This window comes from Isoptericola sp. F-RaC21 (assembly GCF_038593535.1).
Lineage (GTDB): Bacteria > Actinomycetota > Actinomycetes > Actinomycetales > Cellulomonadaceae > Isoptericola.
The window spans coordinates 176,345-196,312 of sequence record NZ_JBCFYX010000005.1; the positions used below are offsets into that span (position 1 = coordinate 176,345).

Annotated in this window: 20 protein-coding genes; 11 read left to right on the plus strand and 9 right to left on the minus strand. The window is 70.2% G+C overall.

The window, feature by feature from the left end; genetic code table 11:
• Positions 1-19: 19 nt before the first annotated feature.
• The 5 genes from AAG589_RS19030 to AAG589_RS19050 form a co-directional block, all read right to left on the minus strand.
• Positions 20-1,036 (minus strand): cyclase family protein, encoded by a 1,017-nt coding sequence (locus AAG589_RS19030; protein WP_430568861.1) that lies wholly within the window; start codon positions 1,034-1,036, stop codon positions 20-22.
• Positions 1,033-2,205 (minus strand): alpha/beta hydrolase family protein, encoded by a 1,173-nt coding sequence (locus AAG589_RS19035; protein ID WP_430568862.1) that lies wholly within the window; start codon positions 2,203-2,205, stop codon positions 1,033-1,035. The genes AAG589_RS19030 and AAG589_RS19035 overlap by 4 nt, the downstream gene beginning before the upstream one ends.
• Positions 2,206-2,215: 10 nt before the next feature.
• Positions 2,216-3,241 carry a VOC family protein gene (locus tag AAG589_RS19040; protein WP_430568863.1) on the minus strand — a complete coding sequence of 342 codons (1,026 nt, stop codon included), beginning with the start codon at positions 3,239-3,241 and terminating at the stop codon, positions 2,216-2,218.
• Positions 3,242-3,456: 215 nt separating this feature from the next.
• Complete coding sequence (locus AAG589_RS19045) at positions 3,457-5,736, minus strand: beta-glucosidase family protein (RefSeq protein WP_430568864.1); 2,280 nt, start codon at positions 5,734-5,736, stop codon at positions 3,457-3,459.
• A gap of 242 nt (positions 5,737-5,978) precedes the next feature.
• Positions 5,979-6,746: an SDR family NAD(P)-dependent oxidoreductase gene (locus tag AAG589_RS19050; protein WP_430568865.1), complete on the minus strand. Its 768-nt coding sequence runs from the start codon at positions 6,744-6,746 to the stop codon at positions 5,979-5,981.
• Positions 6,747-6,814: 68 nt separating this feature from the next.
• On the opposite strand from AAG589_RS19050, the gene AAG589_RS19055 reads away from it, so the two are divergent.
• The gene (locus tag AAG589_RS19055) at positions 6,815-7,789 is read left to right on the plus strand and encodes a LysR family transcriptional regulator (RefSeq protein ID WP_430568866.1); all 975 of its coding nucleotides are present in this window, start codon (positions 6,815-6,817) and stop codon (positions 7,787-7,789) included.
• A gap of 16 nt (positions 7,790-7,805) precedes the next feature.
• Here the strand turns inward: AAG589_RS19055 and AAG589_RS19060 are convergent, their stop codons facing one another.
• The gene (locus AAG589_RS19060) at positions 7,806-8,597 is read right to left on the minus strand and encodes an IclR family transcriptional regulator (protein WP_430568867.1); all 792 of its coding nucleotides are present in this window, start codon (positions 8,595-8,597) and stop codon (positions 7,806-7,808) included.
• A 49-nt stretch (positions 8,598-8,646) separates the two neighbouring features.
• Between AAG589_RS19060 and AAG589_RS19065 the strand changes: the two genes are divergently transcribed.
• Genes AAG589_RS19065 through AAG589_RS19085 form a run of 5 tightly spaced genes read left to right on the plus strand, consistent with a single transcriptional unit; the run spans position 8,647 to position 13,866 of the window.
• On the plus strand, positions 8,647-9,873 hold the full coding sequence (locus AAG589_RS19065; RefSeq protein ID WP_430568868.1) for an FAD-dependent monooxygenase: 1,227 nt from the start codon (positions 8,647-8,649) through the stop codon (positions 9,871-9,873).
• A gap of 52 nt (positions 9,874-9,925) precedes the next feature.
• Positions 9,926-10,804 carry a fumarylacetoacetate hydrolase family protein gene (locus tag AAG589_RS19070; protein ID WP_430568869.1) on the plus strand — a complete coding sequence of 293 codons (879 nt, stop codon included), beginning with the start codon at positions 9,926-9,928 and terminating at the stop codon, positions 10,802-10,804.
• Entirely contained in the window at positions 10,801-12,189 is a 1,389-nt protein-coding gene (locus tag AAG589_RS19075) for an MFS transporter (RefSeq protein WP_430568870.1), read from the plus strand. The genes AAG589_RS19070 and AAG589_RS19075 overlap by 4 nt, the downstream gene beginning before the upstream one ends.
• Positions 12,189-13,325: a cupin domain-containing protein gene (locus AAG589_RS19080; RefSeq protein ID WP_430568871.1), complete on the plus strand. Its 1,137-nt coding sequence runs from the start codon at positions 12,189-12,191 to the stop codon at positions 13,323-13,325. The genes AAG589_RS19075 and AAG589_RS19080 overlap by 1 nt, the downstream gene beginning before the upstream one ends.
• A gap of 4 nt (positions 13,326-13,329) precedes the next feature.
• A complete protein-coding gene (locus AAG589_RS19085; protein WP_430568872.1) occupies positions 13,330-13,866 on the plus strand; it encodes a maleylpyruvate isomerase family mycothiol-dependent enzyme in 537 nt (178 codons plus the stop codon).
• Here the strand turns inward: AAG589_RS19085 and AAG589_RS19090 are convergent.
• On the minus strand, positions 13,863-14,912 hold the full coding sequence (locus AAG589_RS19090) for a LacI family DNA-binding transcriptional regulator (RefSeq protein ID WP_430568873.1): 1,050 nt from the start codon (positions 14,910-14,912) through the stop codon (positions 13,863-13,865). The genes AAG589_RS19085 and AAG589_RS19090 overlap by 4 nt on opposite strands.
• A 156-nt stretch (positions 14,913-15,068) precedes the next feature.
• Positions 15,069-15,290 (minus strand): hypothetical protein, encoded by a 222-nt coding sequence (locus AAG589_RS19095; RefSeq protein WP_430568874.1) that lies wholly within the window; start codon positions 15,288-15,290, stop codon positions 15,069-15,071.
• On the opposite strand from AAG589_RS19095, the gene AAG589_RS19100 reads away from it, so the two are divergent.
• From AAG589_RS19100 to AAG589_RS19110, 3 genes are all read left to right on the plus strand, one after another.
• Positions 15,280-16,425: an ABC transporter substrate-binding protein gene (locus AAG589_RS19100; protein WP_430568875.1), complete on the plus strand. Its 1,146-nt coding sequence runs from the start codon at positions 15,280-15,282 to the stop codon at positions 16,423-16,425. The genes AAG589_RS19095 and AAG589_RS19100 overlap by 11 nt on opposite strands.
• 70 nt (positions 16,426-16,495) lie before the next feature.
• Positions 16,496-17,380 carry a carbohydrate ABC transporter permease gene (locus AAG589_RS19105; protein ID WP_430568876.1) on the plus strand — a complete coding sequence of 295 codons (885 nt, stop codon included), beginning with the start codon at positions 16,496-16,498 and terminating at the stop codon, positions 17,378-17,380.
• A 2-nt stretch (positions 17,381-17,382) separates the two neighbouring features.
• Entirely contained in the window at positions 17,383-18,291 is a 909-nt protein-coding gene (locus tag AAG589_RS19110; RefSeq protein ID WP_430568877.1) for a carbohydrate ABC transporter permease, read from the plus strand.
• Between the two features lie 13 nt (positions 18,292-18,304).
• On the opposite strand, the gene AAG589_RS19115 is transcribed toward AAG589_RS19110, so the two are convergent.
• The gene (locus tag AAG589_RS19115; protein ID WP_430568878.1) at positions 18,305-18,688 is read right to left on the minus strand and encodes a winged helix-turn-helix transcriptional regulator; all 384 of its coding nucleotides are present in this window, start codon (positions 18,686-18,688) and stop codon (positions 18,305-18,307) included.
• Between the two features lie 77 nt (positions 18,689-18,765).
• Between AAG589_RS19115 and AAG589_RS19120 the strand changes: the two genes are divergently transcribed.
• Both AAG589_RS19120 and AAG589_RS19125 read left to right on the plus strand, forming a co-directional pair.
• Positions 18,766-19,176 carry a Rid family hydrolase gene (locus AAG589_RS19120; RefSeq protein ID WP_430568879.1) on the plus strand — a complete coding sequence of 137 codons (411 nt, stop codon included), beginning with the start codon at positions 18,766-18,768 and terminating at the stop codon, positions 19,174-19,176.
• A 35-nt stretch (positions 19,177-19,211) separates the two neighbouring features.
• Entirely contained in the window at positions 19,212-19,958 is a 747-nt protein-coding gene (locus tag AAG589_RS19125) for a sulfite exporter TauE/SafE family protein (protein WP_430568880.1), read from the plus strand.
• Positions 19,959-19,968: the final 10 nt, after the last annotated feature.

Genomic DNA, 19,968 nt, shown 5'->3' on the forward strand with positions numbered 1-19,968 from the left:
CACTTCCGAAAGAGGATGGTTACTTCAGGGCGATCGGGTTCAGCGGGGCGCCGACCGCCCCCGTGACGGGCAACGGCGCCGCGACCAGCAGGAACTCGTACGAGCCGTCGTCGGTGCAGTCTGCCGCGAGCTCCTCCAGCGCCCACATCTCGCCCAGGAACAGGCCCATGTTCGGGATGACCACCTGGTGCAGCGGCTGGAACGCCACGTCGAACTCGTTGGGCCGCACCTCGAAGCCCCAGGTGTCGGTCGCGACGGCGGCGACGTCCCGCTCGCGCAGCCAGTCCGCCGTCGTGAACGACAGGCCGGGGGCGGGGCCGCCGGCGTACTCGCCCCAGCCGTCGCGCAGCGCCCGGCCGTACTGCCCGGTGCGCACCACGAGGATGTCGCCGGGCCCCACCTCGGACGACGGGCCCTGCGCGGCGATCGTCGCCTCCAGGTGCTCGGGGGTGATGGCGAAGCCGTCGGGCAGCTCGCCGCCCGTGCCGGCGACGTCGTCGCCCAGCGCGCGTCCGACGTCGAGCAGCACGCCGCGCCCGGCGAGGTCGGCGGCGACGGTCTGGATGCCGGTGACGCCGTCGCCGAGTGAGGTCACCACCTCGCCCGCGCGCCGGCCGTTCCATGCGCGGCCGTGGTCGAAGATGTGCCCGAGCCCGTCCCACTGCGTGGAGCACTGCAGCGGCATCGCGACGACGTCGTCCGCGCCGCCCATACCGTGCGGGAAGCCCTGGACCCCCGCCTCGGCGTCCGTGCCCGTGTCGAGCATGGTGTGCACCGGGTTGGTGCGGCGGCGCCAGCCCCTCTGCGGGCCGTCCATGTCGAACGGCTGCGCGAGGGAGAAGCTGCGGCCGCGGCGCACCAGCGCGGCGGCACGGCGGCGGTGGTCGTCCGTGAGGAGGTTGAGCGTGCCCTTGACGTCGTCGTCCCCCCAGCGGCCCCAATTGGAGACCCGCTTCGCCGCGGCGGCGATCGCGCCCTCCGGGTCGGTGCGGTCGAGCCGCGCGCCGTCGAGATCGGTGGGGTCGAGAGCCCTCACTTCGTCCTCCCGCCCAGGCGCTCGGCGACCCAGTCGGCGATGACGTCGGTGGCCACCGATCCGTTGTCGACGCTCGAGTGCGCGGTGCCCCCGGTGCGGTCGGTGAACACGACGAGCTCGCGGTCGGGCGACGACGTGAGCTGGTCGTACGTGCGGTGCGCGTACTCCAGCGGGATCTGCCTGTCGTGCTCGCCGTGGGTGACGAGGAACGGGACCTTGACGCGGTCCAGCACGCCGTCGAGGTGCATCCGCTCGGCCACCTCGAAGAACTCGTCCAGGTCCTGGGTGCCGAACACCCACTGCACGTGGTCCCAGTAGTGCGGCACCGGGCGCTCGCCCTCGCGGGCACGCCGGGCCTGCTGGACGGCGCGCCAGTCGTGGTTCGCCCCCCACGCGACGCCGAGCGCGAACCGCGGCTCGAACGCGACCGCGCGCGGGGCGTAGTAGCCGCCGAGCGAGACGCCGAGGATGCCGATCCGCTCGGCGTCGACGTCGTCGCGCGCGGCGAGGTGCTCGTAGACGACGGACGCCCACTGCTCGGCCTCCGGGACGGCGGGCAGGTCGTGCAGGCGCAGCGCCTCGCCCGTGCCGGGCTGGTCCAGGCAGAGGCTCGCGACGCCGCGGGCGGCGAGCTTCGCGGCCGGGCCGGTGCGGTAGAGCATCTCCTTGGTGCTGTCGAGGCCGTTGACCTGGACCAGCAGGGGAGCGGGGCCCTCGAGCCGGGTGCCGTCCGGGTTGAGCGCGTGGGTGAGGATGCCCGACAGGTGGGCGCCCAGGTACGGGATCTCGACCCGCTCGGCGTTCTCGCCCGCCAGCGCGACGCCGCGCTCGAACGTCTCGCGGAACTTCGCGTACAGGGCGACGCGCGGCGCGTGGCCCGCGGCCTGCATGCGCTCGCCCGTGAGGAAGTAGGTGGCCGCGCGGCCGAGCTTCTCGCCCGCCGACAGCAGCCGGCCCGCCGCCTCGTCCTCCGCCGCGAGCTCGACGAGCGTGTCGCCCTGCCGCTCCCAGGAGGCCATGAACTCGGCGGTGCCGGCGTCCTCGCCGCGGGTCGCGGCGTCGAGCAGCGGGCGGCAGATCGTGTCGACCTCGCCGATCTGCGCGCCCATCTCCATCGCGAGGTTGACGGACAGGTTCCACACGTAGTTGCCGGGGAAGTACTGGAACACGGTGCCTCCCTCAGCCCTGGCCGTGCTGGGCGTACGGGTTGAGGATCGCGTCCTCGGTGCCGGGCAGGATGCCCTCCTCGGTCGCGGTCGGCCGCCCCTCGTCCGGCGGGAACGACTCCGTCATCGACATCGGCATGGCCGAGTTGCGGTAGATGCTGTTGGAGCCCAGCGACGGCTTCCACGTGTTGGCCCGCCAGTCGGGCACGTAGTTGCGGTACCCGCCCGTGTTGAGCTCCACGCGCATGCCGCCCGGCTCGCGGAAGTACAGGAACGACTGCTCGCCGATGCCGTGGATGCTCGGCCCGTACTCCATGGTCGCGCCGTGCTCCATGAGCACGTCGGCGGCCACCAGCAGCTCCTGCACCGAGTCGGTCCAGAACGCGATGTGGTTGACGCGGCCGGGTCGCTGCGACGAGTCGAGCACGACGCCGAGGTCGTGCGACTTCTCGTTGGTGGTCAGCACGCTGAACACCGTGACCTCGGCGTGGTCCAGCTCCGTGAACGCCATGACGCGGAAGCCGAGCACCTCGCTGTACCAGGCGGCGAAGCCCTTGACGTCGGACGCCGCGATGGTCACGTGGTCGAGGAACCGCGGCGCCGCGGCGTGCGCGCTGCGGCGCTCCGGCCGGTCCGGGAACACCGACGCGAGCTCGGCCGGGGCCTGGTGCTGCGGCACGTCCCAGTAGAGCTCCATCGTGTGGCCGTACGGGCCGGTGAACTGGAACGACCGGCCGTGGCCCTGCCGCTTGTCGTGCCAGGCGCCCTCGACGCCCTTGGCCTGCACGCGCGCGGCGGCGTCCTCCAGCGCCTCGGCGCTCGCGGTGCGCCAGGCCATGTTCACCAGCGCGGGCTCGTCGCCGGGGGAGACGATCAGGCTGTACGGGTAGTAGTCGCCCCAGCAGCGCAGGTAGGTCGTGCCGTCGTCGTCGGTCTGCACCGGGCGCAGCCCGAACTGCTTCTCGAAGAACGCCGCCGTGGCCTGCACGTCGGGGGAGGCGATCTCCAGGTGGGCGAGGTGTGCCAGCAGGTTCGTCATCGAACGGTCCTTCCGCGTCGGTCGTCGTCGTCCGTCCGCGCGCCGTCGCTGCTGCGCGGCGCCGCGCGGTCTGACTCCGACCCTGCTCCCGTCTCGAGCATCAGGGAAGACGAACTTGTCGATGGACGGTATCGATCACAGTGATGTGCAGTGGGGCGAGGCACGACGACGTTCGTGGTCGTCGCGCCCCGCCCCGCGATCATGACCTCCGTCGATCACCGACCGTTCGACCGGACGGCCAGGTCGTCCCAGAGCTTCGTCTTGGACGAGCTGCCCACGGTGATGCGGTAGTTACCGGGCTCGGTGGCCCAGGCGCCGGCCTGCGTGTCCCAGTGCTGGAGCAGGCGCAAATCCCGAAGGTCCTGCGGGCTCAGGGTGAGGTCGACCGTCGTGCTCTCGCCCGGCTCGAGGGTCACCCGCTTCCACGCCGCAAGGCGCTGGGAAGGTTCCCCGGCCGACGGCGGCAGCTCGACGTAGGCCTGCGCGACCTCCGTCCCGGTGCGCTCGCCCGTGTTCGTCAGCCGGAACCGGATCCCGACCTCCTCGGTGCCGTCCGTGTAGTCCGGGGTGACCTGGAGGTCGTCGTACTCGAAGGTCGTGTACGACAGGCCGTGCCCGAACGGGAAGAGCGGCTCGATGCCCTGGGCGTCGTACCACCGGTACCCGACCTGCATCCCCTCGGAGTAGTCCACCTGGCGGATCTCGTGCGACCCCTCCGGTCGGGTCGTCGAGCCGTCCGCGAACGTTCCCGGGTACCGCTGGGGGTCGCCGGCGGTCGGCGTGTCGTCGACGGACCGCGGGAACGTCATGGGGAGCTTGCCGGACGGGTTCGTGTCACCGAACAGCAGGGACGCCACCGCCGGCCCCTGCCGGTCGCCGCCGTACCAGGCCTCGAGCACGGATCGGACGTCGTCCAGCCACGGCATCTCGACCGCGGTGCCGCTCTGCAGCACGACGACGGTGTTGTCGTTGGCGGCCGACACGGAGTCGATCAGCGCGTCGCCACCGTGGTCGAGATGGAGGTCGGTGCGGTCGGCGAACTCGCCGCTCTCCTGGAACCCGACGACGACGGCGACGTCGGCGTCCGCGGCGACCTTCGCCGCGGCCGCCGGGTCGGTGCCCGGGTCGAACACGACGTCCGCCCCGTCTTGAGCGGCTCGCTCGCGGACCGCGTCCTCGATTGCTACGAGGTTGTCGCAGGTCATGGAACGAGTGCTGCCCGTGAACTCCGGGAGGGCGAGACCGCACGCCTGCATCGCGCTGACGCCGTCCGTCGGAGTGGCCGAGGCGGTCGCCCCGATCACCGCGATCGTCTGCCCCGGCTCCGGTTCGAGCGGGAGCGCCCCGTCGTTCTTCAGCAGGACGCTGCCCTGCTCCGCGACCCGGGTGGCGACCTGGGTGTGCTCGGTCGTGGTGGCGTCCTCGGCAGGCGTGGCGGGGATCGGGTTGTCGAACAGGCCACCCCGGATGTACGAGACGATCACCCGCCGCGCGGCGTCGTCGATCTGCTGCTGCGTGATGTCTCCGGCCTCCAGGGCACCGTCGAGCTTGGCCGGCGTGAACCAGAGCGGGGCGTTGAGCTCCTGGTCCAGGCCGTTCACGAGCGAGTCTGCCGTGGAGTGCACGGCGCCGAAGTCGGAGACGGTGTAGCCGTCGAACCCGGAGTCCGCGAGCCGTCCCAGGAGCGGGTTCTCGCACATGTGGGTGCCGTTGACCTGGTTGTAGCTGCACATCGCGCTCGCCGGGTCCCCGCGCTTCACGGCGATGTCGAAGGGCAGCTGGTACGTCTCGCGCAGCGTCCGCTCGTCGATGTCCGACGAGCTCGTGTCGCGGTCCAGCTCCTGCTCGTTGCCCACGAAGTGCTTGAGGTTGGCAAGGACCCGCCCGTCCTGCTGGAGCCCGCGGGTGCCCGCGGCGGACATGGTGCCGGAGAGCACCGGGTCCTCACCGAGGTACTCCGGCGTCCTTCCCGACAGCGGGGTGCGCCCGCCGGCGACGCCCGGAGCCAGCACGACGTTCTTGCCCTTCGCCCAGGCCTCGTCGGCCTGCGCGTCGAACCGGTCGACGGCGAGCTGCTCGTCCCACGTCGAGGCGAGGGCGATCGCTGACGGGAACGCGGTGACGCCGTGCACCGAGCGGACGCCCTCGGGGCCGTCCGTGTACGCGACGGTCGGGGTGCACGGCAGCTGGGCGGGATACGTCGTCGTGGGAGCGTCCGCGGCCCAGTACGGCGGAGCGAACTCGGTCTGCTGCGGGTTGTTCGCCGGCTGCTCCACGAGCCAGCGGTACTTCTGGTGCTGCGAGCTCGCTGCCAGCAGGGCGTCGGCTCGCTCCTCGGGCGTTCTCGTGGTGTCCGTCCACGCGACGTCGTCGCACTCGTTCGACGACGTGGTAGCGGCGCTGGTGGTCGTCACGCCGGCGGCTAGTGCGGCGGCGAGCACCGCGAGTGCGGTACCTCCGCCCAGGATCGTTCGTCGTGCGCTTCGTGCCGTCATGCTGTCACTCCTTCGTGGAACACGGGGGGTGGACATGCTCGTGCCGACGCTCGGCGTGGCCACGAGCGAGCGGCGCGACCGTGCAGGTCGGGCCGGAGTCGGCTCCGTCGACGTCGGTGCGTCGTCGGATCAGGGGCCGCGCTGCGCCGCACGGCCCGGAACGACCCTGCCTGCGCGGACGTGCGTCAGGGAAGCGACGAAAAAAGATGATCGGTATAGATCGGGTTGATGGGGCGTGCGGGTCAGCCCACGGCGTCGGCGATCGACTTCACCCCGCCGTGCGCGGTCATCCCGCCGTCGACGGCGATCTCGGCGCCACTGAGGTACGACGACCGGTCGCTGACCAGGAACGCGACGAGCGCGGCGACCTCGTCGACGGTGCCCGTTCGGCCCAGCGGTGTCTCGGCGACGTTGGCGTCGCGGAACGTCGGGGCCGCGGAGGCGGTCATCGGCGTGTCGATGTAGCCGGGGTGGATGGTGTTGACGCGGATGCCGCGCGGGCCGAGCTCGAGTGCGGCCACCTTGGACAGTCCGCGCAGCGCCCACTTGCTCGTCGTGTACGCCACCGGGACGTGGCCCGTGAACGCGGCCACCGACCCGACGTTGACGATCGCCGACCCGGGAGGCATCAGCGGAGCGCAGTGCTGGATGCCGAGCAGCGGGCCGACGACGTTGACGCGGTAGACCCGCTCCATGTCGTCGGGGTCGACGTCTGCGAGCCGCGCGCGCCACGTGACGCCCGCGTTGTTGACCAGCGCGTCGATCCGTCCGTGGTCTCGCTGCAGGCGCTCGACGAGGGTGACCCACCCCGCCCGGTCGGTCACGTCCATCCGCTGGTAGCGGGCATCACCGAGGTCGTCGTCAGGCACCTCGGCGACATCAACCGCGAGCACGCTCGCGCCGTGCTGCGCCAGCGTCCGAGCCTCCGCCGCGCCCTGGCCGCGGGCCGCCCCGGTCACGATCGTCACCTTCCCCTGGAGGCCGTCCCTCGCATCGTCGCGTCGCGTCATGGGCACACCGTGCGACCCGATGCGCGACTATGGCAAGGCATGATGTGCCGATGGTGCACATCAATCGCATGGATGCGATCTCTCTGGACGCTGCCGGATCCGCGCCGATGGCGTCGCGGCTGGTGAACCTGGACCTCAACCTGCTGGTCGCCCTCGATGCGTTGCTGCAGAGCCGTAGCGTGACGAAGGCTGCGGCGCACATGAGGCTCAGTCAGCCGGCCCTCTCGGCGTCGCTGGCGAAGCTGCGCCGCCATTTCGACGATCCGTTGCTCAGCCGTCGCGGCAACGAGTACACCCTCACCCCGCTCGCGCTGCAGCTGCGGGAGCGCATCCGCACCGTGCTTGCCGGGGTGGAGCGCGTGTTCGCCGCGGAGCCGGTGTTCGACCCGGCGTCGTCGACCCGCGAGGTCCGGATCATCGCCAGCGACTACAGCATCGCAGTCCTCGGCGCCGCGATCGCGGGGATCCTGGCACGCGAGGCGCCCGGCATGCGGCTGCACTTCACCGCGAACACGCCGAGCCTCATCGAGGAGGCCGAACGGGTGCTCGTCGGCGCCGACCTCATCCTCATGCCGCACGGCTTCCTCACCGACCTCCCGCACACGGACCTGCACGACGACCGGTGGACCTGCGTCGTGGCGGAGTCGAACAGCGAGGTGGGCGACGAACTCACGGAGGAGCAGCTACGCGCCCTGCCCTGGGTGATGACGTTCCACAGCCCCACCGCCTCGACGCCGGCCGCGCGACACCTGCGCATGCTGGGGATCGAGCCGCGGGTCGAGGTCGTCACTGAGCAGTTCCTCACCGTGCCCGCGCTCGTGGCCGGCACGCGTCGCGTCGCGCTGCTGCAGGAGCGCCTGGTGCGGCTCCTCCCTGCAGGCTTCGCCGTGCGTGCCGTGCCCTCCACCGTCGATCTCGGCGCGATGGTGGAGGCCATGTGGTGGCACCCCGTCAACGACCACGACCCGGAGCACGAGTTTCTGCGGGACGTCGTGCTGCGGGCGGCGGTCGCGGTCGCGGGGACCGGCGGGGCTTCCAGGTAGCGGAGGCGGAGGCGCTTCACCCCAGGTCGAGCTCTGCCAGGTCGCGTTCGATCTGGGCGCGGGAGTCGAGGAGCAGGGGGAGCAGCACCCCGTTCAGCCGCTCGGCGAACCGGTCGGCACGGGTCGACACGGACACGGCGCCCACGGCGGTTCCCCACCGGTCGTGGATCGCCGTGCCGACAGCGGCAACGCCTCGCTCGGTCTCCTCGACGTTGAGCGCGAACCCGTGCTTGCGCACCGCGGCGAGGTCCGTCATGAGCTTGGTCGTCTCGAGGTCGGACAGGCCCGAGGCGGCGTCGGTGCCGAAGAGGGCACGAACCTCGTCGTCGGGCAGCTCCGCCAGGAGCGCCTTGCCGCCGGACGCCTCGTTGGCCGGCATGACCACGCCGTCGCGGTCGTGCGTGGCGTCCACGGTCCTGGCGCGCACCATGACGAGGAACCGCACGTTGCGGCCCACGCGAATCATGAGGTTGGCGGACTCGCGGCTTCGCCGGGAGAGCACCTCGAGGTGCGGCTGGCACAGACGGCGGAAGTCCTTGGTCCACGCGAGCCGCGCGGGGCCCGCATCCATCGACGGTCCGGGCAGGTACACGTGCGCCTCGTCCTGTACCGCGAACCCCCGAAAGACGAGGGTCTGCAGCAGCCGGTGGGCGCTGGATCGGGAGATCCCCAGGTGCTGTGACGCGTCGGCGACCCGCAGGCTTCCGTAGTCCCGCAGCATCTGCAGCAGGCGCAGCCCTCGGTCGAGGGCCTCGACGGCGGCCGGTGGGCGCTCGGGCAGCGGCGGGTGCCGACGTGTGTTCCTCACAGCGGAACGTTATCGCCGAGCGTCGTGCGGCGCGCCTACGGTCCCGGGCATGGTTCACAACGTGGTGTTCCCGACGGAACGTGCACTGGTCGTCGGCGGCGGCATCGGAGGCCTCGCCACAGCGATGTCGCTGAAAAGATCAGGGCTCCCCGTGCGGGTGGTCGAACAGGCGCCGGAGTTCGGCGAGATCGGGGCGGGCCTGCAGCTCGGCCCCAACGCCACCAGGATTCTCGATTCCTGGGGGCTCATGGACAAGGTCCGGAAGGTAGGGGTCGAGCCCCGACGTCTCGTCCTGCGGGACGCCGTGAACGGGCAGGAGCTGGCCGCGCTGGACCTGCAGGGGGACTTCCTCGAGCGGTACGGCTCGCCCTACGTGGTGATCCATCGCACCGATCTGCACGCCATCCTCCTGGAGGCTTGCCGAGAGGCCGGAGTCGAGCTGTCGACCGGCACGAGGATCGCGTCAGTGGTCCAGCACGACCATGGCACCGTCGCGGAGTCCGACGACGGGCGAACGTTCCCTGCCGACGTCACCTTCGGGGCGGACGGCCTCCGGTCGGCGCTGCGCGACGAGCTGGTCGGTGACTCGGTCATCCCCTCGGGCTTCGTGGCGTACCGGGGCACGGTTCCCATCGACCAGGTGCCCGACGAGCAAGGCCTCGACGACGTCGTGTGCTGGGTGGCTCCGAACGCGCACGTGGTGCAGTACCGGCTGCGCGCCGGCAGCGTGCTCAACGTCGTCGCCACGTTCCGCTCACCGGGATTCGACCGGGGTGAGCCGGAGTACGGCACCCCCGGGGAGCTGGAGGCCGTGTTCGGGGACTGCCATCCGCGCGTCCGCGAGGCCGTGTCGCACGTGGGCACCCAGCGACGCTGGCCGCTGTTCGACCGTGAGCCGGCCGACTTCTGGGGCGAGGGTCGCGTCGTGCTGACCGGTGACGCTGCGCACCCGATGCTGCAGTACCTCGCGCAGGGCTGCTGCCAGGCGCTGGAGGACGCCCGGACCCTGGAGGTGCTGCTGGCGGATCGCGGGGCTGGACCGGTCGACTGGCCGCAGCTCGTGCGCCGGTTCACCGAGACTCGCGTCCCCCGCACTGCGGAGGTGCAGCGGCGCGCCCGCTTCTTCGGCGAGATCTGCCATGCGGCCGGTGCGACCCGATCGCTGCGCAACGCGCTCCTCGCCCACGCCGACGACCTGAGCGAGTACACCGACTGGCTCTACGCGGGGACGGTGGCCGACCGCGTCGCCCCCTCTCGTCCGCTGTCGCTCACCTGAGCGTCGGCACGCACGCGACAACCGATCAACACCCGATCAACGGAGATCAACCATGCGACTTGCAGTACTGGACGACCGGATCCCGGTCGTCGTGACCGACGACGAGATGTACGACGTCCTCGACGTCCTGGGAGTCCCGGCGGGCGGCTCCGGCGGCCCGTGGGCCTCCTGGCTCGACGCCGGGAACGGCCTCGACCAGCTGCGCGACCTGGACCTGGCCAGCAGCCCGCGCCATCGCCGCGACGACGCCCGACTGACGGCGCCGCTGTCTCGTCCCGGCAAGATCGTGGCGGCGCCCGTCAACTACCTCGACCACAAGGTCGAGATGTCCGAGCAGAAGACGATCGCCGAGTACGGCGTCTTCCTCAAGGCGCCGGGCTCGGTGATCGGCCCTGGTCAGGACGTCGAGCTGCCCTACACCGACCAGCGCACCGACCAGGAAGGTGAGCTGGCCGTGGTGATCGGCCGCCGCGCCCGCCACGTCACCGCCGACGACGCGCTGGGACACGTGTTCGCCTACACCTGCGGGCTCGACATCACCGTTCGTTCGACCGAGGACCGATCGACACGCAAGTCGTTCGACACGTTCGCCCCGCTCGGTCCGTGGCTCGTCACCGCGGACGAGGTCGGCGACCCCGGCGACCTGGACCTGCGCTGCTGGGTGTCCGAAGAGCTGCGCCAGAGCACGAGCACCTCCGATCTCATCTACTCCGTTCCCGAGCTGATCGCGTACGCGAGCTCGGTCATGACGCTCGAGCCCGGCGACGTGATCCTCACCGGGACGCCCGCCGGCGTCGGGCCGATCCACGACGGCGACCGGGTGCGTCTCGAGATCGAGCGGATCGGCGCGCTCGAGGTCGGCGTGACCGCGGAGCACGCCGTCCCCTACCGTTCACGGCCCCAGGGCCGCGTGGGCTCGCTGGCGGGATGAGGGCGATGACCATGAACCTCAAGGAACGGGTCGAGTCCGCGCCGATGAGCCGCACCCAGTACGCGGTCGTCTCGCTGTGCGTGGCGATGAACATGCTCGACGGGTTCGACGTGCTCGCGCTCGCCTTCAGCAGCTCCCACATCGCCGACGAATGGCAGCTCAGCGCCGGGCAGCTCGGAGTGCTGCTCAGCAGCGCCCTGCTCGGCATGGCCGTGGGGTCGGCACTCGTCTCGCAGGTCGCGGACGTGATCGGACGACGCACCACGATCCTCGCCTGCGGTGTCCTGATCATCATCGGCATGGGCCTGTCCGCGGCGGCGACGGGCTACGCGATGCTCCTCGCCGTCCGTGTGCTGACCGGCCTCGCGATCGGGACGCTCCAGGCATGCCTCAACGTGCTGGTCTCGGAGTACGCGTCCGCCAAGCACCGTCCCACCGCCATCAGCTTCTACACCGCGGGCCAGCCGATCGGCGGCACGCTGGGCGGCATCCTCGCCGGCGTTCTGCTGGCGTCCCTCGGCTGGCGGTCGGTGTTCGCCTTCGGCGCCCTCGCCACCGCCGTCCTGATGGTCGTGGTGTGGCGGGTCCTTCCCGAGTCGATCGACTACCTCGTCAGCAGGCGCCCCCGAGGTGCCCTGGAGCGCCTGAACGCGATCCTCACCCGGATCGGGCAGCCGACCGCGGCGGAGCTCCCGCCGGCCGAACCCGCCAGCACGGCAACCGCCCGCTGGCGCGACATCCTCGTCGGCAGGGCGGGCCTGGTGACGGCGTCCCTGGGCATCGCGTTCTTCATGCTCATGGCCGGCTTCTACTTCGCGAACTCGTGGACCCCCCAGCTGGTGGTCCTCAACGGGTTCACAGCAGGCGACGGCGTCCAGGCCGGCGTCATGTTCAGCGTCGGGGGGATCGTCGGCTCGCTCGGCTTCGGTCCGATCGCCGCCCGGTTCGGCGTCCGTCCCACGCTGATCGGCTGTTTCGTCCTCTCCGGCGTGGCGTTCGCAGGGTACGCGACCTCGATGAGCTCGCTCGTCACCGCGTTCGTCCTCGCGGCAGCCCTCGGGGCGATGACGAGCGCTGCGATGGCCGGCATGTTCTCCATCGGTCCGGTCTACTTCAGCGCCGCTGCCCGGGCGACCGGTGTCGGCCTCATCATAGGGCTCGGCCGGGTCGGTGCCATCGTCTCGCCCATCGTCGCCGGACGTCTTCTCGACACCGGTTGGGAGCCCGGTCAGCTCTACTACCTCTTCGTCATCCCCATGCTCGTCGCCGCCGCGGCCATCGCCCTGTTGAGGCGTGGCCCCGTCGTCCCCGAGCCCACGACGCACCCACCGACGTCGGCCGCTGCGGTCACGCATGCCGTCTCCCAGAGCGAAGGAGGAAGCTGATGACCACCGACAGCCAGATCTCGACCCACGCCCAGCCCGGGGATCCCGGGCAGCCCGAGCCGAGCCCGGAGCTCGACCGCCTGTACGCGGACTTCGCGCGCAACAGCATGGCGCCGCTCTGGACGCAGACGAACGACCTGATGCCGCTGGCGCCGAAACCCTCGGCCATCCCCTTCGTCTGGCGCTGGTCCGAGCTGCTCGACATCGCCCGTCGCGCCGGGGGCCTCGTCCCCGTCGGGCGAGGTGGCGAGCGGCGCGCCATCGGGCTCGCCAACCCAGGTCTCGCCCCGACGGCTTACGCCACCCCGACGCTGTGGTGCGCCATCCAATGGCTCGGGCCGTTCGAGACCGCGCCGGAGCACCGGCACGCGCAGAACGCGTTCCGGTTCGTCGTCGAGGGCGAGGGGGTGTGGACGGTCGTCAACGGCGATCCGGTCCGCATGAGTCGCGGCGACCTGCTGCTCACCCCGGGGTGGAACTTCCACGGGCACCACAACGACACCGACCAGCCGATGGCGTGGATCGACGGGCTCGACGTGCCGTTCGTGCACGACGTCGACTTCGGCTTCTTCGAGTTCGGCTCCGAGCGGGTCACGGACGAGGCGTCACCGCGCATCTCCAGGTCCGAGCGGCTCTGGGCCCATCCCGGTCTGACGCCGCTCTCCTCTCAGGAGTCGCAGGTCTCGACCCCCATCGGGGCCTACCGATGGGAGCACACCGACGCCGCGCTGCGTGAGCAGCTCGCCCTGGAGGACGAGGGGCACCCTGCCACCATCGAACAGGGTCATGCGGCCATCAAGTACACGAACCCCACCAACGGAGGCGACGTGCTGCCGACGATACGGTGCGAGTTCCACCGGCTCCGTGCGGGAGCGCGTACGGCGACCCGACGGGAGGTCGGGTCCTCGGTCTGGCAGGTGTTCGAGGGCGGTGGGACCGTCGTGCTCGACGGCGAACGCCGGGACCTGGTGAAGGGTGACCTGTTCGTCCTGCCGTCCTGGACGGCGTGGTCGCTGGAAGCGGAGAGCGAGTTCGACCTGTTCCGGTTCTCGGACGCGCCCATCGTCGAGCGGCTCCACTTCCAGCGCGCCTACCTCCCGGAGTCAGGGCGTCTCGTTCCCGGAAGCCGCGGGTGACCCGATGGGCGCGCGGACCGATCTGGTCACTGATCCTCAGGTACTCGAGGAGCTGCTCCTGGCGCGCCGTGGCACGGCGTACTTCTCACGCAAGCTGCGGGAGCTGACTGACGCCGAGCTGTCGGGGCCGTCGCGCGTCCCAGGCTGGAGCAGAGCGCATGTCGTGGCTCACGTGGGCTACCACGCGCGGGCGCTCGCGCGGGTGATCGAGGGTGTGCGTACGGGTCGGGCCCTCCCGATGTATGACTCCGAGCAAGCCCGGGACGAGGAGATCGAGCTCGGGTCGACGTTGCCCGGCGTGGCCTTGCGAAACCTGCACGCTCACGCTGCGGTGCACCTCAACGTCGAGTGGCGAGACCTCGAGTCGACCCTGTGGTCCGAGGTGGTGTCGCTGGACGGCGGACAGGTCGCCCTCGTGAGCGGGACACCCTGGGCCCGGGCCCGGGAGGTGTGGCTCGGAGCCGTCGACCTCGGTGCGGGTGCCACCATGGACGACCTGCCCGACGAGGTCCTGGACCGCGTCGGAACCAGCCCGTCCTAGCCGGGGGGCCGCGCCGAGGGCCGTGAGCTCGCGCGCACGACGAGAGATGGTTCGAGCACCAGCGAGCGATGCTGGTGCTCGAACCGTCTCTGCGCCTCTTCGAGGACCAGGTCGGCACCGACTCGACCCATGTCCTCGCCGGGCTGGGCGATCGTCGTGATCGGGATGGGGCTGTCCCAGGCCGCCTGGTTGTTGTCGTACCCCACGACGGCGACATCTTCGGGAACCTGGACGCCTGCGGCCGTCAAGGCCTGGACGATCCCGGCCGCGAGGAGGTCGGTCGCCGCGAAGATTCCGTCGACGACGCCGGCTCGGATCTCATCGACGAGGGCCGTCCCGACACCCCAGCCGTCGGCCCTGTTGACCCCTGGCGGGCTGATCGCCCGCACCGGCTGGAGCGAGCGTTCGCCGACCGCACGCGCGAAGCCCTTCGAACGGTCGCGCACCGGGTCGAGGCTCTCGGGACCACCGACGAACACCAGGCGTCGGCGTCCGGTCTCGATGAGGTGAGTCGTGGCCATCCAGCCGCCGAGCTCGTTGTCCACCGACACGCTGCACGACCGCGAGACGGGGACGGCCAGGTTGAGCATGACGGTGGGCAGGTTCTTCGGGGTGTCGCCGACGATCGCCTCGTAGTGGTCCTCGTCGTTCAGCGTCAGAAGGATGCCCGCGACACGTGCCTGGGCGAAGGTGCGCAGATGACGGGACTCGCGCTCCAGGCGGGTGTCGCTGTTGGCGATCATCAGTGCGTGCCCGGCTCGATCCGCCGAGTCCTCGGCGCCTCGCGCTACGTCGACGAACAGCGAGTTGCTCAGGTCCGGGAGGACGATGCCGATCGTCCGGTTGGACCCTGCGGCGAGGGAACGTGCGTTGCCGTCGGGGACGTAGTCGAGCTTCGCCATCGCCCGCGCTACCTTTTGTGCAGTCACTGCCGAGACGCGGCTCGGATGGTTGAGCACGTTGGAGACGGTGCCGAGCGAGACGCCGGCCAGCACAGCGACGTCCGCAATCGAGGCTCGTGCTCGGGATCTTTCTTCGTCGGCCACCTTGCCGAACCTCCTCGACGCTGCGCTGCAGCATAGGCCGACATGATCCGCATCATCTGCAGGATGAATAGGCCCACGTCAGCGCGATACGTAGCCAAAACGTGATATTCGAACGTTTCAAGATCCCTTGCCACGCGATGTGGACGCACTCTAACCTCACGCATTGAAGCGCTTCAAAGGCGGCGCGACAAACTTCGAGGAGGAAGTGATGAACACTGCGACGCAACGGCGCGCGACGGTCGTCGCCGCTTCGGTGGCGGCTCTGGCTCTGACCCTTTCGGCGTGCTCGTCGGGGAACGGGTCCGGCGACGAAGGTACCGGCGCCACCGGGGACTTCGAGTACCTGTCGTTGGCGGAGAACACCGCGGTGAAGGACACCTTGACCGCCCTGAGCACTGATCTGTGCGCCCAGCAGGAGTCGGCCTCGCCGCTCAAGGTGACCACTCAGCCGCAGGCGAACTTCGACCAACAGCTCCAGCTCCTCGCGGGACAGAGCGCCTTGCCGTCGGTCTTCGCCACGGGCAACTCGCCCGACGTCATCAAGGACATCCACGAGTCCGGACAGCTCGTCGACGTCGATGCGGAGCTCGAGGCCATGGGGAAGCCGGACGCCATCATCCCTGCTGCCCGGTCGACCATCGAGGCACTTTACGACGGCGAGGTCTACGTGCTGCCGACCGAGTTCAACGTCGAGGGCATCTGGTACAACAAGGCGCTCTTCGAGAAGAACGAGATCGCTGTCCCCGAGACCTGGGACGACCTCGTCGCGGCGTCCGCCGCGCTGGAGAAGGCCGGCGTCACGCCGATGGCGGCCGCGGGCAAGGACGGCTGGCCGCTCACCCGCCTCGTGGGCAACTACATCTACCGCACGCTCGGGCCGGACGCACTGAAGAAGGTCGCCGACGGTGAGGCGAAGCTCACGGACCCGGAGTATGTCGACGCCGCAGCACAGGTCGCGGCGCTGGGTGAGGAGGGCGCCTTCGGGAAGTCGGTCGGATCGATCGACTACACGACGGCGATGAATCAGTTCCTCACCGGCAAGGCCGGCATGTACTACATGGGCAGCTGGGCCCTGGCGAACTTCAACGACGAGGCCCAGAACACCGTCGGGGCCGACAACATCGGCTTCATCCCGTTCCCGGACGTCGACGGTGGGGCCGGCGACTCGTCCCAGCTCGCGGCCAACATCGGTGTCCCGCTGGCCATGTCGAAGGATCGTTTCGACGACGGCGCGAAGGACTGGCTCGGATGCATCGCGGACGGCTTCGGTCCGCAGTCCCTGACCGGACAGGGCGTGGTCACCGGGTTCAAGGCGGAGACCGACGCGGAGGTCCCGCCCCTGACGTCGACCGTCCTGGACCAGATCGACAAGGCGGACACGACGGTGCTCTGGTTCGAGGCCCTGTTCAACCCGAAGGCCACCACGACGGCGACCTCGAACGCGCAGCTCCTGGTCACGGGGCAGATGAGCCCCGAGGACTACATGGCCGCGGTCCAGGCCGACCTCGGCTGACCTGATCCCGAGCAGAGGGTGCCCGCCCAGCGAGGGCACCCTCTGCAGCCTCGAAAGTAGAGAGAGCCCCATGCGACACGTCCTCGGCGACCGGCGCGCGATCGCGTTGCTGCTCGGCCCAGCGCTCCTGGTCTACACGCTCGTCATGCTCGTCCCGGTGGTCTGGTCCCTCGGCTACACGTTCTACGAGGGGAACGCGATCACGGGGTTCGAGCCGGTGGGCCTGGACAACTTCGCTCGTCTCGTCGAGGACCCGAGCGTACGCGACGCCCTGTGGTTCACCGTGCGCTTCGCCGTCGTCCTGACGATCGTCCAGGTGGTCGTCGGGTATCTGCTCGCCCTGCTGTACGTCTTCATCCTGCGCCGGGCCTCCGGCATCGTGCGGACCCTGGTCTTCTTCCCCGTGGTGCTGCCGACGGTGGCCGTCGCGCTGATGTTCCAGCAGCTGTTCGAGTCGGCACCACGGACCGGTCCGGTCAACGCGCTGCTCGACGCCGTCGGCATCGGCGGTGTCGACTGGTTCGCCAGCAGCAGCATGGCCTTCTGGGTCATCGTCGCCATGGAGACCTGGCGGTCGATGGGGTTCTACGCCGTCCTGCTCTACGCGGGACTGGTCGACATCCCCGAGGAGACCTTGGAGTCCGCCCGTCTCGACGGCGCTTCCGGCCCCCGACTCGTGCGGCACATCGTGCTGCCGCTGTCGCTGCCGGTGCTGCTGTCGTCGGTGATCTTCTCGATCAACGGCACGCTCAAGGTCTTCGACTCGGTGCTGGCCCTGACCAACGGCGGCCCTGGCAACCAGACCACGCCGTTGACGCTGTACATGTACCAGACCTCGTTCACCTACGGGGAGTACGGGTTCGGCAGCTCGATCGCCCTGCTGCTCACGGCGCTGTGCCTCCTGGTGACCCTCTTCATCTTCCGTTCGAGCCGCCGCGACCTGACGAAGGCATGACCATGTCCCAGACACTCATCTCCGCGCCTGCTCGCGCTTCCCGCCCCACCGCCCGACCGGTGCGTCGGAGGCGTCCCGCTCGTGCCGTGTGGCGCTCGATCTGGACCGGGACGATCGTCGCCGTCGTCCTGGTGATCGTGGTCTATCCGCTGATCTGGCTCGTGCTCGGATCGCTCAAGACGCAGCCCGAGTTCCTCAACGACCCGACGTTCTCCCTGCCGGAGAACTGGACCAACTTCGACAACTACATCACTGCAGTCACCGACGGAAACCTCGGCATCTATGCGCGCAACAGTGTCCTGGCAGTGTTTCCCTCCCTTGCCCTGACGATCCTGTTCGGAGTGGCTGCCGGGTTCGCACTCGAGGTCATGGTCTGGAAGGGGCGAGCGACCATCCTGCTGCTCTTCCTCGCGGGCATCATGGTGCCCGGGCAGATGATCCTGCTCCCGCTGTTCACCATGTATTTCGAGATCGGGCTGACCGGCTCCCTGTGGCCGCTCATCATCACGTACACCGCCATCGGCCTGCCGTTGACGGTGTTCATGATGGCGACCTTCTTCCGCGGCGTGCCTCGGGAGATCTTCGAAGCGGCGACTCTCGACGGGGCGAATGTCCTCCGGATGTTCTTCTCCCTCGGCCTGCCCCTCGTGCGCAACGCGATCTTCACCGTCGCGCTCGTCCAGTTCTTCTTCATCTGGAACGATCTGCTGATCGCTCTCACGTTCACCAACCGTGACGAGCTGAGGACGATCCAGGTCGGGCTGCTGAACTTCCGAGGACAGTTCGGCCAGGTGGACTACGGGCCGACGTTCGCCGCGATCTGCCTCAACGTCTTCGCGACCCTCGCGATCTATCTGTTCCTCAACCAGAGGGTCATGAAGGGGCTGACAGCGGGATCGGTCAAGGGGTGAGGGCGCTGCGCTGTCACCGCCCGTCCGCCGTGTCGCCGTCGAACCGCGCACGCGCGCGGTCGACGGCCGGCAGGACGTTCGCGGTCCAGTGGTAGAGCGCGTCGATCAGGTCCTGCAGGCCGGCGCCGACGGGTGAGAGCCGGTACTCGACGGCGACGGGCCGGGTGCTCAGCACGACGCGCTCGATCATCCCGTTGCGCTCGAGCCGGCGCAGGGTCGCGGTGAGCGACTTCTGCGTCACGACGGGGATCTCCCGGCGCAGCTCGTTGAACCGGCGCGGGGCCTCGCACAGCGCGTCGAGCACCTGCAGCGACCACTTGTCGAGCACCTGGTCCAGCAGCTGGCGGTGCGCGGCGGTCAGCCGGAGCGGTACGTCGGAGGGGGCGGTGTCGTCCACGACACCTAGTCTCGTTGAAGTTTCCTTCAGGCACCAGGTATCCATGCGATACCAGACAGTCCGACGAAGGGAACCCCATGACGGTCGAGCTCCGCACCCCCGACGGCATGTTCCAGCCGGTCCCGTACCACCACGTCTCCGTCGCCACGGGCGGCACGCACGTGCACGTCGCCGGCCAGATCGCGCGGGACGGGGAGGGCAGGCCCCTCGCCCCCGGCGACCTCGCCGGCCAGCTCGCGGCCGCGCTCCGCAACACCGCGCGCGGCCTCGCCGGCGCGGGCGCGACGTTCGCCGACGTCGTGCGCCTGCGCTTCTTCGTGACCGACTGGCAGCCCGAGAAGTACCCCGAGTTCCTGGCCGGCATCGCGCAGGTCGCCGAGGAGCTCGGGCTGCCCGACCCGCTGCCACCGCTCTCGGCGATCGGCGTCTCCATGCTCTTCGAGCCCGACGTGCTCGTCGAGGTGGAGGCCGACGCGATCCTCGACTGACGGCCGCGCCCCGCGGCGACGACTACGCTGCCCGGGTGCTCGAACCCGCCCCGCTGATCGCCGGACTGCCGTGGACGGGCTGGGCCGTCGCCGTCGTCGTCGCGCTGCTCGTCGGCTTCTCGAAGACGGCGCTGGGCGGGCTCGGCATGATCGCGGCGGCGCTGATGGCGCTGGTCGTCCCGGCGAAGGACTCCACCGGCGCGGTGCTGCTCCTGCTGCTCACGGGCGACCTCGTCGCGATCTGGGCCTACCGCAAGCACGCGGACTTCCGGGTCATCGGCCGGCTGCTCGCGCCGGTGCTGGTGGGCGTGGCGCTCGGCGCGCTCTTCCTGAACGTCGTCAGCGACGACGTCATGAAGCGCACGATCGGCGGCATCCTGCTGGCGCTGCTGGTGCTCAACCTCTGGCGGGACCGGCTGCGCGTGGACACCCGCGCCGCCACCCTCGGCTACGGCGGGCTGGCCGGCTTCACGACGATGGTCGCGAACGCCGGCGGCCCGCCGATGAGCCTCTACCTGCTGGCCGCGCGGTACGAGAAGTGGCGGTTCCTCGGCACGACGGCGTGGTTCTTCTTCACGGTGAACGTCATCAAGCTGCCGGTCGCCGTCGGCGTGGGGATCGTGCACGCGGACACCGTGGCACTGTGGGCCGTCCTCGCGCCCGTCGTGCTGGTCGGGACCTGGGTCGGCCGGCGCGTCATCGGGCACGTGGACCAGCAGCTCTTCGAGCGGCTGGTCACGGTGCTCGTGGCGCTCGCGGCCCTCGACCTCCTCCTGCTCTGACCGGCCGCGA

Bases quoted from the DNA above. Each gene is read 5' to 3' on its own strand.
- AAG589_RS19040 (WP_430568863.1), bottom strand. From the start codon at position 3,241: ATGACGAACCTGCTGGCACACCTCGCCCACCTGGAGATCGCCTCCCCC.
- AAG589_RS19045 (WP_430568864.1), bottom strand. From the start codon at position 5,736: ATGACGGCACGAAGCGCACGACGAACGATCCTGGGCGGAGGTACCGCA.
- AAG589_RS19050 (WP_430568865.1), bottom strand. From the start codon at position 6,746: ATGACGCGACGCGACGATGCGAGGGACGGCCTCCAGGGGAAGGTGACG.
- AAG589_RS19055 (WP_430568866.1), top strand. From the start codon at position 6,815: ATGGATGCGATCTCTCTGGACGCTGCCGGATCCGCGCCGATGGCGTCG.
- AAG589_RS19065 (WP_430568868.1), top strand. From the start codon at position 8,647: ATGGTTCACAACGTGGTGTTCCCGACGGAACGTGCACTGGTCGTCGGC.
- AAG589_RS19070 (WP_430568869.1), top strand. From the start codon at position 9,926: ATGCGACTTGCAGTACTGGACGACCGGATCCCGGTCGTCGTGACCGAC.
- AAG589_RS19075 (WP_430568870.1), top strand. From the start codon at position 10,801: ATGAGGGCGATGACCATGAACCTCAAGGAACGGGTCGAGTCCGCGCCG.
- AAG589_RS19080 (WP_430568871.1), top strand. From the start codon at position 12,189: ATGACCACCGACAGCCAGATCTCGACCCACGCCCAGCCCGGGGATCCC.
- AAG589_RS19085 (WP_430568872.1), top strand. From the start codon at position 13,330: ATGGGCGCGCGGACCGATCTGGTCACTGATCCTCAGGTACTCGAGGAG.
- AAG589_RS19105 (WP_430568876.1), top strand. From the start codon at position 16,496: ATGCGACACGTCCTCGGCGACCGGCGCGCGATCGCGTTGCTGCTCGGC.
- AAG589_RS19110 (WP_430568877.1), top strand. From the start codon at position 17,383: ATGTCCCAGACACTCATCTCCGCGCCTGCTCGCGCTTCCCGCCCCACC.
- AAG589_RS19120 (WP_430568879.1), top strand. From the start codon at position 18,766: ATGACGGTCGAGCTCCGCACCCCCGACGGCATGTTCCAGCCGGTCCCG.